Source organism: Streptococcus sp. HMSC064H09 (genome assembly GCF_001812625.1).
Lineage (GTDB): Bacteria > Bacillota > Bacilli > Lactobacillales > Streptococcaceae > Streptococcus.
Window position 1 is genome coordinate 109,528 of the sequence record NZ_KV809593.1, and the last position, 15,665, is coordinate 125,192.

Annotated in this window: 9 protein-coding genes; 7 read left to right on the plus strand and 2 right to left on the minus strand. The window is 41.8% G+C overall.

All coding sequences use genetic code 11. The features are described 5' to 3' along the window. Positions 1 to 43 precede the first annotated feature (43 nt). The 3 genes from HMPREF2867_RS07695 to HMPREF2867_RS07705 all read left to right on the plus strand — a co-directional run bounded on the left by HMPREF2867_RS07695 (position 44) and on the right by HMPREF2867_RS07705 (position 2,818). A complete protein-coding gene (locus HMPREF2867_RS07695) occupies positions 44 to 604 on the plus strand; it encodes a GNAT family N-acetyltransferase (protein ID WP_070576898.1) in 561 nt (186 codons plus the stop codon). A 107-nt stretch (positions 605 to 711) separates the two neighbouring features. Beyond that, a complete protein-coding gene (locus tag HMPREF2867_RS07700; RefSeq protein ID WP_038676475.1) occupies positions 712 to 2,226 on the plus strand; it encodes a DUF1310 family protein in 1,515 nt (504 codons plus the stop codon). Continuing rightward, positions 2,180 to 2,818 (plus strand): hypothetical protein, encoded by a 639-nt coding sequence (locus HMPREF2867_RS07705; protein WP_002884472.1) that lies wholly within the window; start codon positions 2,180 to 2,182, stop codon positions 2,816 to 2,818. The genes HMPREF2867_RS07700 and HMPREF2867_RS07705 overlap by 47 nt, the downstream gene beginning before the upstream one ends. Positions 2,819 to 2,879: 61 nt before the next feature. Here HMPREF2867_RS07705 and gshAB read toward each other — a convergent pair whose 3' ends face one another. After that, complete coding sequence (gene gshAB, locus HMPREF2867_RS07710) at positions 2,880 to 5,144, minus strand: bifunctional glutamate--cysteine ligase GshA/glutathione synthetase GshB (protein ID WP_070576900.1); 2,265 nt, start codon at positions 5,142 to 5,144, stop codon at positions 2,880 to 2,882. A 697-nt stretch (positions 5,145 to 5,841) separates the two neighbouring features. On the opposite strand from gshAB, the gene HMPREF2867_RS07715 reads away from it, so the two are divergent. Next, positions 5,842 to 7,587 carry an ABC transporter ATP-binding protein gene (locus HMPREF2867_RS07715; RefSeq protein WP_070576902.1) on the plus strand — a complete coding sequence of 582 codons (1,746 nt, stop codon included), beginning with the start codon at positions 5,842 to 5,844 and terminating at the stop codon, positions 7,585 to 7,587. After that, on the plus strand, positions 7,577 to 9,445 hold the full coding sequence (locus HMPREF2867_RS07720) for an ABC transporter ATP-binding protein (RefSeq protein WP_070576905.1): 1,869 nt from the start codon (positions 7,577 to 7,579) through the stop codon (positions 9,443 to 9,445). Before HMPREF2867_RS07715 ends, HMPREF2867_RS07720 begins: the two co-directional genes overlap by 11 nt. Positions 9,446 to 9,540: 95 nt before the next feature. Here HMPREF2867_RS07720 and HMPREF2867_RS07725 read toward each other — a convergent pair whose 3' ends face one another. Further along, entirely contained in the window at positions 9,541 to 11,064 is a 1,524-nt protein-coding gene (locus HMPREF2867_RS07725) for an ATP-binding cassette domain-containing protein (RefSeq protein ID WP_070576908.1), read from the minus strand. Positions 11,065 to 11,497: 433 nt separating this feature from the next. Here HMPREF2867_RS07725 and HMPREF2867_RS07730 point away from each other — a divergent pair, with 433 nt between their 5' ends. Next, the gene (locus HMPREF2867_RS07730; protein WP_014634794.1) at positions 11,498 to 12,586 is read left to right on the plus strand and encodes a hypothetical protein; all 1,089 of its coding nucleotides are present in this window, start codon (positions 11,498 to 11,500) and stop codon (positions 12,584 to 12,586) included. A gap of 528 nt (positions 12,587 to 13,114) precedes the next feature. After that, the coding region (locus HMPREF2867_RS07735; protein ID WP_256263073.1) for a Spy0128 family protein at positions 13,115 to 15,665 on the plus strand (2,551 nt) is incomplete at its 3' end.

Sequence of the window (15,665 nt, forward strand, 5' to 3'; positions counted from 1 at the left end):
TATAATGACCTATAGGTATAAGCATCAAAAAGGGGGGAAATTTATGGCTTTACGCAGCCAATTGATTACCAAAGAGTTTCCAGAATTAGATAGGGTAGAGCGCTTAAACAACGAGGCCTTTCCAGAAGAAGAACGTATTCCATTAAGTGACTTCTTAAAATTGGATGGTCGTGATGATTATCATTTCTTTGCCTTTTATGACGAGGATGATTTTGTTGGATTTGCCTCAGTTCTCTACAATGCCAAAGTTTTTTATGTGAGCTTCTTCGCCATCGTACCTCAAATGCGGAGTCATGGCTACGGAAGTGAGATTATTGATAAACTGGTGGACTTTTATGGACCATCTCGTTCTATGGTCTTGGAAGTAGAGCGCTTGGATGAACCCAATGACAATCCTGAGCAACGTGTGGCGCGTTGGGATTTCTACAAGCGTAATGGTTTTAAGACTTCTAATGCCTTCTTGGAATACGAAGGTTTGAGCTTTGAGATTCTCTATCGTGGCGATCACTTTGACGAAAAAGCCTACAGAGAAATATTCCACAAACTTCAGGAAAATGCTTATTTTGATTTTAGTATCAAACATCGTCGCTTGAGCGATTTATAAACAATTCATTCAAACAGGTCTTAGTCGGCCTGTTTTTTTCATTTGTTTTCAACGTTTGCCAATCCTTTTCAGAATATTTTGTCCTCCTATGCTATAATGGAAGTACTATGAAGAAAGTAATTTTACAGTATCTGGCAAGTGCCCTGGCTGTAATCCTCATACTTGGTCTTGTGGTTTTCAATCGACAGCGCAATCACTCTTTGGTAAAGAAGGTCAAAGACCCTGAGATTTCCTATATTTATCAGGATTCTTTGGAAAATATAGATAGACTGGCACTTAGTCAGGCTGGGGTTATCCAATCTTATCAACTCGATGCTTTGTCTGTTAGGAAGGAAGACGGGAAGATTTACCTCGTTCTCCATATCAATCATTCCTATGATATGCAGGTAAATCTTGTCATAAAGTCTGATATCTACGGTGATTTATCTGTGGTTCAAGCGACGCCATCAAAGGCTTTAAAGCTGGCCTTGGAGGACGCGTCTTATCAGAAACGCTTGACCTTGATTTCACAAAAGGCAGATGCTATTATGGCTCGTGACCACTGGGATCAGGGCATTAAGCCGGCTTATGTGGCTCAGGTGAGAAGTAAGATGAAGAAGACTTCTCTGACCCAGCTAGACAAGGTTCTACGGGATATTGACCAAGAAAGTAAGGAAGTGGGCTCAGATACCTATACGGCCTTTTTCCAAGCTTCTCAACTACCTAATCATGACAAGCTCAATTTGGTTATGGAGCACATGCAGGTTTATGTGGACAAGTACCAGTTCCTCCAGTTAGGGAAGTCAGGTTATAAATTTTCCAAGAAGCTAGAGCCAACCAGTCCTTTTTATAGTTACTTCCGTGAGGCTATTATGGAGACCTATCAGACGGATCTAGGGCTTGGGGTGGATGACTTAGGTATCAAGCTCCATCTTTTTAGGTCTTGGATTGATAAGCAGTCCATGGACTATATTAGGACCAACTACAAGGGCAAGACAGATTTAGACAAACTTCTGGCCTACAGCAAGGACAAGAAGATTCATTTGGATTACACTACGGGTGCTTCCTACCATAATCGAAGCTTGGGAGACTTTACCTATCCGCAGAACATGAAAATTCAGCTACCTCAGACCAGTGTCATGGGCCCATACGGAGTTAGCAATTCCCGTTTTATTGAGTTTATTGTCAATATGGATACGGGGAGATTTGTCTCTGAGTGGAATGTCTACAAGAAAAGGAAAGACGGTAGCATCGACTCTAATCCTAAGCATTATAAGATTGAAGACGGTGCTGACATTGCCGATACTGATTCTGCTAACTATGGGCTGTCTAAGGGCTTGAATGCTGACCTACCAGCCTATCTCAATAATAGCCATACCTATCTTGACGTTCGTCATCCTGCTGACAATGCGATTAGACGCAAGATGGTCAAGAAGTGGAAAAATGCCAAGAATGTCTTAAACGGTGGGCGCTATGCTGATATTGTTAAAAAAGGAGGCTTGAAAGACCTTGAAACATGGAGACAAGTTAAAGCTGAAGACCGGCTCCAGGTCTACAATGCTTACCTTGATTATATTCGCTCTCATCTTGTGCTTAATGGGTTTGACAGCTTTTACCAAGAAACCTACAAGCCCCAAGGTTGAGATAAAAAAGACTGAAACCCTTGATAGTGTTCTTGTCGCTAAAAATTTCTATCGTGTAAGGGATGCCTATGCCATCAAGCTCTACGGGCAGGATGAGGGGATGTCCTTTGATGTAGCTGGCCAAAGACTTTTTGGATCAAACATTGCTATTAAGGATGGCCTATTATATGGCTCCAGTCTTGGGGATTTAACCATTGAGGCTTATTTTCAAGGAGAGGTGTCCTACCTTTTAGAGGCTACCCAGAAGCTCCCAGTGGACAAAAATCGCATCAAGGCTAATCACTATAGTCAGGACATTGTTCTGAATAAAGTTTGGACTAGTCTGGAAGGCCAAGAAACCTCCAACAGTATCATCACTCAGTTTCAGGATAAGACCCTACTCAAGCTGCGGATCAGCTACAACAAAGAGTTTCTTCCCACAAAGATTCAAGGTTTCTACAATAGCCAAACCTTGAATGGCTGGCGGGACCTCTTTTACATAGATTATCCTTACAGTGATCAGGAAGCCTTCAATCAGGCTCAAGATGCCTATATACAACACATCCAGTACATGGAAACTCATCCTGAGGAAGAAGCAGGAGAGTTTGGTTAATAAAGCAAAATCACCTTTATCTCGAGATAAAGGTGATTTGTTTGCGCCTAAGATTTAAGTTTTAGTTTTGATTTGTGGCAACTTCTGGAAAAAGCTTGTCTAAGATTTTTGAAGTGATAGCCTGTCCAGGTCCTTCAGCACAGTAGGTGTGCATATACATAGAAGGGTTAAAGTTGAGCTCGATGCAGGTGCAATGAGGGTTTTCTTTGCTAGCAGGTTGGGTTTCATCTGGAATAATGAGGTCAACCCCACAAGCCCAAGCTCCCATACTAGTTGCCATAGCTGCAGCTAGTTCTTGGTAAGAGGAATCCATGGTCTCAGTGACATCAATAGAGTCACCACCCGTAGAAATGTTTGAGTTACGACGTAGATTGACCTTTTTCCCTTCTGGGAGAATATCATCAGGGGTATAACCCTGTTGCGTTAACATCAGTTGTTCAATGTCTCCAAGCGCAATGATTTCAAGTGGTGAGCGGTGATCACGTCCTCGCAATGGATTGGCATTTTTCTGAGCGACCAATTCACGAATGGTGTGTTTGCCATCACCGACAACATTGGCAGCGACACGAAGGAGTACAGCCTCACAACGTCCATCCAAGATAAAGAAACGGTATTCGGTTCCTGGGATAAATTCTTCAACAAGAACAGCTGTATCTTCTGCAAAGGCAATCTCGAGGGCTTTCTTATAGTTATCAAGGCTGGCAGGCTCTTGGAAAATGGAAATGCCCAGACCAAAGTTGGTTGATTTTGGTTTAACTACAATTTGCTTGTCCTTGATAAGAGGATAGTAGGCTAGACCTTGCTCCAGACTGGTAAATTCGTCGCCAGCAGGAACAGGGAAACCAGCGTCAGCCAGGATTTTTTTGGTCACGGTTTTATTAGCCATGGCAAGAGGTACTACATAGTTGTCTTTTGAGGTCATGTTACCATTTTTGACGTACTCAACATGATCTTTATGCCAGAGTTTAAGGAATTGATCCTGCTCATCTAGGATTTCAAAATGGATTCCTTTTTGAATGGCATCAAAGAGTAGCATCTGAGTAGAAAGTTCCATCTCCTCATAACCCTTAAGAGCATAGTGGGCAGTCCAGTCATAATCATGATAGGCAAGAGCCTTGTCAAGGGCAAAGTCAGCAAGAGACTTGTCTTTGATATAAGATAAGAGTTGGGCTGCTAGTGTATGACTAGGATCAGCAAAGGCATCTTTAACTTGTTTGACCAAACCTTGATGATAGTCACCTAGTCCAAAATGTTGCACCAGTTGGTCCAGAGCCGTCGTAATGTTCTGAGTTTCAGCTTCAGAAGGTAGAGGCTCTAAAGGATGAGAGAGGGCGATTTTTTCATTCAACGCGTGACCTTGAGCCAGAGCCTGATCGACATTTTCAGGGGCATCCATCCAGAGGAAGGCTAGGAGAAGCAGGTGTACGGTATCCATGGTAGTTTGGCTAATACCGATACGCTCAAAGGGGTTGAGGTCGAAGTTACGGAATTCCAGATAGGTGATTCCCTTGTCAAGGAAGGAGCGATTAACTTTTTGTCCACGGAAACGAACAGCTGAGTAAAATTCCTTCTCCGCAATCAAATCTCCTTGTTCGATATAGTTTTCGATGGCAGAGACATAATCTTCTAGGCTTGCAAAAGATACTTGGATTTCTTCCTTATTGACATAACCATGGTCACTGTTACGGAAGGAACGAACGGGTTCTGGCACTTCTTGGTCGAAGAAACCTTGCTCAGCAATAGGTGCAGCACCAAAGAGATAGGTAATCACCCAACGGTAGCGCAAATAGTTCTGAGCCAGCTTGAGATAGAGGGCGTTTTTGAAAGTAATTATATCAATCTGGTCACTTTCTTGGAATAGGGCCTCAACCAAATCTTTCCCTAGTTCCATATTATAGTGGATACCTGAGATGGCTTGTAGTTTAGTTCCGTATTTTTCGGCCAAGTAGTTACGATAATGGCGTTCAAATTCATTTTCCAGTTGGGCAACTTGGATTTCTTGGGCCTTGATACGAGGAGGCATGGACAAGGGCCAGAGAAGTTCATCTTTACTGATGGAACGTCCAGCTACATCGGTAATGGCTCCAAGAAATCGACGAGCCTCAGTCGTAGATTTAGCAACTGGTGTGATGAGTTCCATCTGAAACTCACAAAAATCTGTTTGAATATAAGGGTGGAAACTTCGAGCTCCTAGGCAGGAAGGGTGAGGCGTATGTGCTAATTTTCCCTGTCTATCGACACGAAGACTTTCGCGTTCAATTCCAAAGTTAGCTTGAAGGATAGGGCTAGTAGGATCCAGCTTTTGAAGCAGTTGATTTATAGTCATAGAGTCACCTTTTCATCTAATGTTAGTGATAGTCTATTATAAATAGGAGAAGAAAACAACTTTCCGCTACGGTTAAGGGGAATTTCCGAATGTTTTAGATAAGAATTCTTAAAACCAGTTGCTTTTTAGCTCTATTATATGCAAAAATTGTAAAATACCCACTGATTTTTATGTAAAATGTTATTTCTCTTGCAATTTAAATCAAATTAGCCTATACTAATGACGTATATATAAGAACGAAAGCATCCCTAGGGTCTGCCCTCAGGGGCTTTTGTGTGCTCTCAAAAAGGTGTAACCGTTCTTTTATAGATAAAGGATGAGCGTTAAGAGTAGCTTTCCGACAGTATGCTCTGCTCAAAAATGATGCTTTCACCGTGATGGATTACAGGACTAGCTTATATCTATCAATGCCTGAAACACGCTCTGCTCAGGGCAGGCGATATTTTTAGCTGTGGTAGGGGTCATCCTGAACCTATTTGCACTTGTTCGAAGTTGCTCACGATTCGACAGCTCGCTCTGCCCAAAAGCGATGCTTTCGTCGTGATGATGTTCCTATAACTGCAGAAGCAGTTATAGGAAGCGGAGTTATCGAGACTTTGGCTCGATAACTAGTCATGGAACGACTGAGTCGGTCGCTGACGTCCGCCATCACTCAAGAAAGCATCAAAAAAGAAAAACAAATTAAATGGAGGTAATTATGTTTCAAACCCTTATCCCCCAGATAAAGGAATACAAGAAACCCTCAATCCTAGCGTCCCTCTTTATGACACTAGAAGTCATGTTTGAGATTTCCATTCCCTTTGTCATGGCTAATCTTTTGGACAAAGGTGTCCAGCAATCCAACATGTCTAACATTTGGCTCTACGGTGGTCTCATGCTGGTCTGCGCCTTTCTATCACTATTCTGCGGCATGCAGTCGGCTCGCTATGCAGCTTTTGCCTCTGCTGGATTTGCCAAGAATCTACGTCAGGCCATTTTCAAAAAGGTTCAAACTTTCTCTTTTGAAAATATCGATAAGTTCTCAGCTGGTGGTTTGGTGACACGTATGATGACAGATGTTACCAACGTGCAGAACTCTTATCAGATGATTATCCGTGTCTGTGTGCGTGCACCGCTTAACCTGATTTTTGCTATTGCAGCAAGTTTCTTGATTAATGCTGAAATGGCTTGGATTTTTGTTGGTGTAACGATCTTCCTTGGTGTGGTTTTGGCCATTATTACCAAAATCGTATATCCTCTTTTTACTCAAGTATTTGAGGCTTATGACAACCTTAACAACAGTATCAAGGAAAATATAACCAACATGCGTGTGGTGAAATCCTATGTTAAAGAGCAGGAAGAGACTGACAAATTTAAGAAGGCCTCACGTCGTATTTACAAGATGTTCATGCGTGCCATTCGTGTAGTTATCATGTCTAACCCAGCTATGATGTTGTCTATGTATGCGTCCTTCCTTATGATTTCCTGGTTTGGTGCCCATCTCATCGTTGGTGGTAGCTTAACTACAGGGGAATTGACTTCGATGTTCAGTTACACCATGACCATCCTCATGTCACTCATGATGTTCATGATGATCTTTGTCATGTTGTCTATCTCTACAGCATCTGTTGAACGTATTGATGAAGTTCTTAGCACTGAAGCCACCATTGTTTCACCTGAAAATGGTTTAACAGAAGTTGCAGATGGTTCTATCAGCTTTGATCATGTGGATTTCTCATACACAGATGAAAATGGTGACAAGACCCATGTCCTCAAAGATATCACTTTGGATATTAAGTCTGGTGAAGTTATTGGTATCCTTGGTGGAACGGGTTCGGGTAAATCAAGCTTGGTTCAGCTGATTCCTCGCCTTTATGATGTGGAAGAAGGTCAGGTTAGGGTTGCCGGCCATGATGTTAAGGACTATGATTTGGATAGCTTACGTAAGCAAGTTGCCATGGTCCTTCAAACCAATGTCCTTTTCTCAGGAACCATTAAAGAAAATATGCGTTGGGGCAATAAGCAGGCAACAGATGAAGAAATCATTGAAGCTTGTAAGATTGCCCAAGCTGATGAATTTATCCAAGAGTTTAAGGATGGTTATGACACCAAGATTGAACGTGGTGGAGCCAATGTCTCAGGGGGACAACGTCAACGTCTTTGTATCGCACGTGCCCTTCTCATGAATCCGAAAATCTTGATTTTGGATGATTCGACATCGGCAGTCGATACCAAGACAGATAGTTTGATTCGTCAAGGCTTCGCTTCAAGTCTTAAGGACACGACCAAAATCATCATCGGTCAACGTATTTCATCTATCCAAGATGCAGACCGTATCCTCGTTATGAATGATGGCCGTATCGATGCTATTGGTACTCATGACGACTTGGTGGCTAATAATGCTATCTATCGTGACGTCTACAAGATGCAAACACAAGGGAAAGGAGTAGCAGATGCAGAATAAGAAAAAAGCTAATTGGGGCTCTCTAGCACGTCTTCTACGCTTTTTGTGGCAAGACTACAAACTTTCACTTAGTATTGCCTTTGTCCTCATTGTTGTTGCTTCTTTGGCAACGGTTAATTTGACGGCTTCGATTCAGTCCTTGGTGGACGTTTACGTTCAACCCATGCTCAAATCTGGTAGTCATGATTTTGGGCCACTGTTACGTTTCTTGACGTCAGTTGGGGTCTTTTGTCTTATCGGTGTGGTTGCCAACTATGTGGCCTCCCTCCTCATGGCGACGATTTCACAAGATTCCCTGCGTTCCCTTCGTAATCAGCTTTTTGCTCGTATGCAAAAGCTTTCGGTTCGCTACTTTGACACTCACCAACACGGGGACATCATGTCTATCTATACCAATGACATCGATGCCCTTCGTCAGGCTGTTGAGCAGTCTATTCCGCAGTTGTTACAAACGGCCATTACCCTTATCGGGGTGACTGTAACCATGCTTACGGTTAGTCCCCTTCTCTTTATCGTGGTCCTAGTCATGGTAGGCATCATGTTTATGGTCATCAAAAATGTATCAGCTAAATCAGGTCGTTACTTCGGTGAACAACAAAAGAACCTAGGGATTGAGAATGGTTTTATCGAAGAAATGATGTCAGGGCAAAAGGTCGTCAAGGCCTTCGTCCACGAAGAAGAAAGCATGGCTGACTTCGACAAGATTAATGAACAACTCTTTGAATCTTCTTACTTGGCCAACCGCTATGCCAATGTTCTCATGCCAATTCTTGGGAACTTAGGAAATGTTTCCTTTGTTTTGACTGCCCTGGTTGGTGGACTCTTCGCTCTAAATGGTGTCGGTGGTTTGACTATCGGTGGTCTCATGGCCTTCCTACAATTGAACCGTTCCTTCAACGGCCCAATTACTCAGGTTTCTCAACAACTTAACTTTGTCCTTATGGCCCTTGCTGGTGCTGATCGTATCTTTGACCTTTTGGATGAAGCAGAAGAAGTTGACCAAGGTAAGGTCACTTTGGTTAACTACGAATTGGTAGATGGGAAAATGGTTGTGACAGACAAGAAAACCAATCTCTGGGCTTGGAAACACCCACGTCCAAATGGTGACTACGAATTGGTTGAGTTGGTCGGAAATGTGGTCTTCCAAGATGTTGATTTCTCTTACGATGGTAAGAAACAAATCCTTCATGGCGTTAACCTCTATGCGGATAAGGGGCAAAAGGTTGCCTTTGTCGGTGCGACAGGTGCTGGTAAGACGACAATTACCAACTTGATTAACCGTTTTTACGATATCCAATCTGGTGTGATTACTTATGATGGTATCGATGTGAAGCTGATTGAAAAAGCTTCTCTTCGTCGATCACTTGGTATCGTACTTCAAGATACCCATCTCTTTACAGGGACTATCGCTGAAAATATTGCCTACGGCCGTTCGGATGCGACTCGCGAGGAAATTCTTGAAGCTGCTCGTATTGCTAACGTGGATTCCTTTGTTCAACATCTGGACAATGGTTACGATACTGTTCTTACAGACGATGGTGCAGGCTTGTCTAATGGTCAACGACAGCTGATTGCCATTGCGCGTGCAGCCCTTGCCAATGCGCCAGTCTTGATTCTGGACGAAGCAACGTCTTCGATTGACTCTCGGACAGAGAAGATGGTGCAAGAAGGGATGGACCGCCTTATGGAAGGACGTACGGTCTTTGTTATCGCCCACCGTCTTTCAACCATCGTTAACTCTGACGTTATCATGGTTATGGACCACGGACGTATCATTGAACGTGGTGACCATGACAGCCTTATGGAACAAGGTGGTACTTACTACCGACTTTATACTGGTGGTCTTGAAATTGATTAAGATTAAAAGAACTCAGGTTTTGCCTGAGTTTTTTTGTATCCGAAGAAAAAATTTTTGAGATATTCCTTGCAAAAACGAAAGTAGTGTTTTGTATCCTAAATCTCAACTTCTTTTAAACCGTGTGAGTCCAGGCGATATATCTTTTGGCAGACTTGTCTGAGGTAGTTGACATCATGTGAGACTGTCAGAATGGCACCTGGATAGTTCTCGAAGAGCTGGCGTACTTGGGGTTGTGAGGTGGGTGAAAAATTTCTGGTTGGTTCATCTAGGATAAGGAGCTGAGGGCTTGCTAAGACCAGGTGTAGCAGGAGTAGTTTTCCTTTCTGTCCTCCAGATAAATCAGAAATGGCATGGTTCATTTCATCATGACTAAAGTTGAGGTTGGCGAGATGGGAACTTATGATTTCTCTCTCAGTTTTGTCGCCAGTCTTACTTAAAAATGCTATTGGAGACAGTTCCACTGGCAAGATAGCGTCATAACGTTGAGGCATGTAGCCAATAGTCAGGTCTGTCTTCTTGCTAAGTTCTTGGTAGAGAAAGTGTAAGAGAGTGGATTTACCACAGCCGTTATCTCCAACAATACCAATTTTTTCTTGCCCTTTCAAAGAAAGTTTGAGATGGTTAATGGTCAGGTGAGGAGCGATGTTTATCTGCTTTTCATCCAGATTTAAGAGATATTTTCCCTGAGGTAGAGGAGTGATATGAGAGAAGAAAAGATCAATGCTGTCTTCTTTGTCAGGCATCTGTGTCATGTCTTGGGCAAGGCGGTCGTAGCGTTTTTCTTGTGAGAGGACTGCTTTCATCTTTTTAGCAACCAATCGTCCTTGCGTGCTATCATGCGTATTGCGTAGGGTGGTTTGAACATTTTGTTTGATACGGCGATGCTTGGCCATGGCTTTGTCATAGGCTTTTTTCTCGGTTTTGGCTTGCTGTATCTGTTGCTGGAAGGCATCAGTGCGTTGCTGGCTATAGTTATCATAGTCGAGGTGCTCCACACTAGTCCTTGCCTGACGGCGACGTTTAAGGAGTTCCAGATGGATAATGGTATCTGCTGTCTGGCTTAGTAGGTCTTCGTCATGTGAGATATAGATTATGGTTTGATCAGAATGTTTGATAAAATTTTTTAGCCAAGTCATAGTAGTCAAGTCCATATCGTTTGAGGGCTCATCAAGAAAAATGATGTCGTGGGGACGGGCTAATTCTCGGATGAGTTGAATTTTGAGTTTCTCGCCACCTGACAGAGAGGAGACAAGCTGACTGCTAGCAAAACGCTCACTATCAAAATGAAGTTCATCAGCCAGACGATAGAGGGTAGCATAGTCTAGGTCATAAGTATCCGCAAAGAAGTAGTCGTTAAGGGTTAGGGATTGTAAGTCATCCGAAATCTGTTGGGGAATATAGACCTGTGGGCTATCTGGTTTATTAATAGTTCCCTCGTAAGTAAGATGATCAAAATGTGCTTTAGGATTGACAAGAAGGGCAAGGAGACTAGATTTTCCATTGCCTTCCTCCCCAATGATGGCGACTTTTTCACCAGTAGCTATCGTTAGATTTAAGTCATGAACGAGTTCACGCAAATCTTTGGTATGGGTAATAGTTAGATGTTGAATCTGTATCATAGGACCTCCTAGGTCTGAGTGCTTGTAGATATTGTTTCATGGGTAGTACAGTTTTTACTTCAAACAATATCAAAGGTCAAAAAACGGTCCTACCTTATAAGATAGAACCGTCTTGAATCTAGCTAAAAAGCCCTCTAGGAGATAGTGATGGTGTGGATGCAAAAAAACGCAGATACCACCAATAAATTTACTACAGAAAAAGAGCGCAAAAAAGACATGAAAACAATCTATCAAATAAAGCAGGTTTATTGTGAATAGACTTAGTTGTTCATGTCTCCATTTACCTCCGAATGTTACTTTCCTTGATTGTACGCTGTCCGAGAGATTTTGTCAAATGAAAATAAAATATCCAGTCCTATTAGACCGCCGATGCACCTTATCAACAGTCTTCACCTATGCTATACTAGAATCAGTACTAAAATGGAGATTATTTATGGAAAATAAGTTTGTAAAGAAACCAACACCTAAGGGGGATAAGTCCACAAGAATTGTTTTTATAGGTCTCTTAGTGGCATTGCTTTTTATAATCGCAGGGACAGCTATCTTCTTTGCTGTGAATAGTAGCAGTAAGGCTACCAAAGGTTTAGCTGCATCCAGTAAGTCGAGTACGACTGTCTATTCCGGCAGCAATGCAGAAGACCCCTTGTTCAAAATTACCCTGAAAACCTTCGGAGATAATAAGGAATTTTTACTTGTGACACCAAATCCTGGTCATGATAGAAACATGTTTAACATTGTGGGGGTAGCTGGTCAATACTTAGTCACTCAGGAGTACAAGGGGGGTGAATCTGGTAAGAAAAATGCCAAGGGTGAGACACTTTATAAGTATGACTACTTTAATATCTATATGTATGACACGGAAAAACCAAATCAAAAACCTAAACAAATTGACCTCTTGAAATTGGCTAAAAAAGCTGGGGATGAAGATTATTTAAATCAGGCAAGTCTAAGGCTTTTCATGCTTAATGAGCAAGCTTACTTACAAATGCCTTTTGGTGCGTCATCAGCGGATTTTGCTTCTAATAAAAAATACCTCAATCTCAAAACGCAAAAGATTGAGGAAATGAATATTCCAGCTAACTCGAATACTTTGGACTCGGAATTGGATTATGCCAATGTTGATATGCGTAAGACTTTAGAGCCTTTTGGACTTGAGATGTGGCCAGATGCAACTAATGGTAAGGATCTAGATTATCCAAGAGAAACACCAATTGCGAGTCTGCCTGCTCTTTATTACATTTCTGAAAAAGACAGAAGCCTCAATATGGATAGTACCAACTTTGCCAAAGAGCATAAGGATGCTTATGAATCGATTAAGACCAAACATGCTAGGATCTACACCATTCCAAGCAAGGTTAACAATGAAACCTGGTTCAATACCTTACTCCATTGGGTGGCACCTGAAGGCCAGGATGCCTACGAGTTACCGGTTAGGGCATTTAGACCGACTCAGGAAGAAGGGAAAGTCAAGTCCTACCAAGAATTGCAGACTTGGAATGACAACCATATCAGAAAAAAATAGAGGAACTTACCTCTGAAACCCATAAGACTATGAACCCAAGTCTATAATACTTGGGTTTTTTAGTGTTTTTGAAATGCTAATGGGAGACCTTAGTCGTGAAAGAGGATTATTAAATTGTATATCAATGGTTTATCGAGGGTGTTACAGAATCGGATGGTTTGTAATAAGAAGGTAAAAATTAGAATCAAAGTGAGGAAATCAGCCAATAAAATGAGTTAAATCCTCTCATAAGTCTAACATCTTCCGTGAAAATCATGAGAAAGTTAGGAATGAAAAGAAAATAAAATAGAAATTTGAAAACGGTATAAAGCAAATAAAATCAAGGGTTTTACACTTGTAAGAATAAAAAACGAGCAAAAGTTGTCGGTTGAATTGTCAGACAACTTGATTTTTTTTAAAAAAGTTGACTTAATCACTTGACCATGAATTGTCAGAATGTTAGAATGTAATAGAATCATGAGTTCAAGTATAGGATTCTTGTATACTCGTGACCTATAACTAACTATTTCATACAGAGGGAGACTTGAAATGAAAGACATTTTTAACAGACGCCAACGATTTTCATTGCGTAAATATTCGTTTGGTGTCGCTTCAGTCTTGCTAGGAACGGCACTCTTTGCTGCTCATACTGCACAGGCTGATGAAGTCACAGCACCTGATGCTTCTTCATCAAACCCTGGTTCATCAGTTGAGGGCGAAAGTTCGTCAGACCTGGTTGAGACGTCTACAGCATCAACAGCTCAAGCAGATCCTACTGCGGCTGTATCATCAACTGATGCAACTGCGTCAACATTTAACTTGACGCCAGAAGCTTCAACAGATAAGGCTGCCGCAGAGACAACTGAAAAAACTGCTACAGAAACTGCAAAACCTGAAGCAGCTAAACCAGCTTCAGAGACTGCAAAACCAACTGAGAAAGCTACTTCAGAAGCAGCTAAACCAGCTGCAGCGGCATCTACAAATGCAGCTAGCAACAACGTTGAAACAACAGCATCAGCGACAACCGCTGCAGCAACTCCAGCTGCAACAGCGGCTAACCGTCCATCAGCAACAGCCGCTCCAGTAGCTGAAGAAACAGCAGCAGCTGCAACTGCGGCGGCAGCAACAAGTGTTAAGCCAAATGTTACAGCACGTGCTTACTCTGTTAGAGCAGCAGCCGAAGATCGCAGTGCAGTACTTGACCGTGCAGCAACTGATATGACTAACGGTGGAGCTTTGGCAATGAGTCGTAGCCGTCGTAACCGTCGTGCCGCTACAGACCACAATAACGAGCCGGTTGCTGTAGCAACTTTCCTAAAAGACGGTGAAGTTGCTACACCTGATATGACGGATCCTAATGGTGCAAGTGTTGCATCTCAAACTGTACCAGCTGGTTATCAAGCTAAAGAAGGCGACTTCTATACGTATGCTATTTGGGATCTTACTGAATTCAATAAACGTTATAATACAAAATATTATGCACGTGCTTATAAGAGATTTGATGACTCTACCGATACAACTGTTGAATTGCTCGACAAAAACACTGGTAGTGTAGTAGAAACAAGAACTGTTACTGCTTCTAGTGGTGTTCAAAAATTCACGACTACTACGGCAGCGTCTAATAGCCAATTAACTTTCCAAGTAGATTATAAAGCTGGGACTGCTCCAAGTGGTAAAAAAGCAGAACCATTTATTCAAAATGGTTATGAAGTTGGAAAGAGTATCACAGACTTAGTAGCTGCTGGACACAAACTTACAGAAGCAGAGCGAGCACTTTATACTGCGGTTTATAACGCTCGTACTACAACTGATATCATCAACGTTGTTGAACCAGCATACAATGGTCGTACAATTACTGATTCAAATGCTAAAATACCAGTAACAATCAATAAAACAACTTACTATAAAGTAGTTGATAAAAACAACCCTACTTTCAACGCTAATAAAACAGATAAAACTGTTCAAGATTATAAAGAAAATGGTAATGAAGTTGAGTTAGCTAGATACACTCTTAAAGCTGAAGAAGGGCAACGTTTCACAGCATCTGGCGAACGTCAATTTGATGGATACAAACTTTACCAAACTGCTGACGCAAATGATCAATCAGGTACTGTAAGTCGTCCTTACACCGTTGGTACGAAATTCATGGATGCGGACCGTTACGGTATCAAACGTATCAAAGAAGTTGTTGGAGAAGACGGTTCAGTCGTTATTCGTGTTTACTTGCTAGATCCAAGACAACAAAGCAAACGTTCTGATGGTTCATTAAGTACCGATGGATATATGTTGCTAGCAGAAACTAAGCCAATTAAACCAGGTGAATGGAATTCACAGGACTTAGTTGTTAAAAAATCACCTCTTTACACTATTGCACATACCGTGACTGATGAAAAAACAGGTGCAAAAACAAACTATCCAAACGGTAAAGAAGTTCCATTTGACTTCCAAAAAGCTTCTGGATATGCACCATATCATAGTGTATTCGTGCCATTCTTAGGAGATGGAATTGGACACGGTTCAGCTAACTCACAATTGGAACGTGGGGTAGGAGGTATCGGTACCAACGTTGACTTGCTCAACACTTTGACACCGTACAAACAACCTATTTACTACTACGTGAAGCAAGAACCTGTAACAATTACTCCAGAAGTTGAAAAACAACTTGAAGGACGTGTACTTGTTGATGGTGAATTCAGCTTCAAGATTAAAGAAGTCAATGAAAACAAATCACTTCCTTCATATGAAGAAACTGTTACTAACAAAAACGGTAAAGCGACATTTAGTAACTTAACTTTCAATAAAGTTGGTACTTACATCTACACAATCACTGAAACTGCAGGTTCAGATGCAAACGTTGATTACGATGCAATGACAGTTACTATGACAGTTACTGTTACAGAGAACTCTAAAGGTGATTTGCAAGCTTCAGTTAAATACAGTGGTGCTGGTGGTTTTGCTTCAAGCGCAACTGATAAGATCTTCAACAACTACGTTGTAGCTCCAGTTAAGACTCGTTTTGACTTCAGCAAAGCCCTTGCAGGTCGAGAGTTGAAAGCTGGTGAATTCAGCTTTGTATTGAAAGATTCAACTGGTAAAGTTC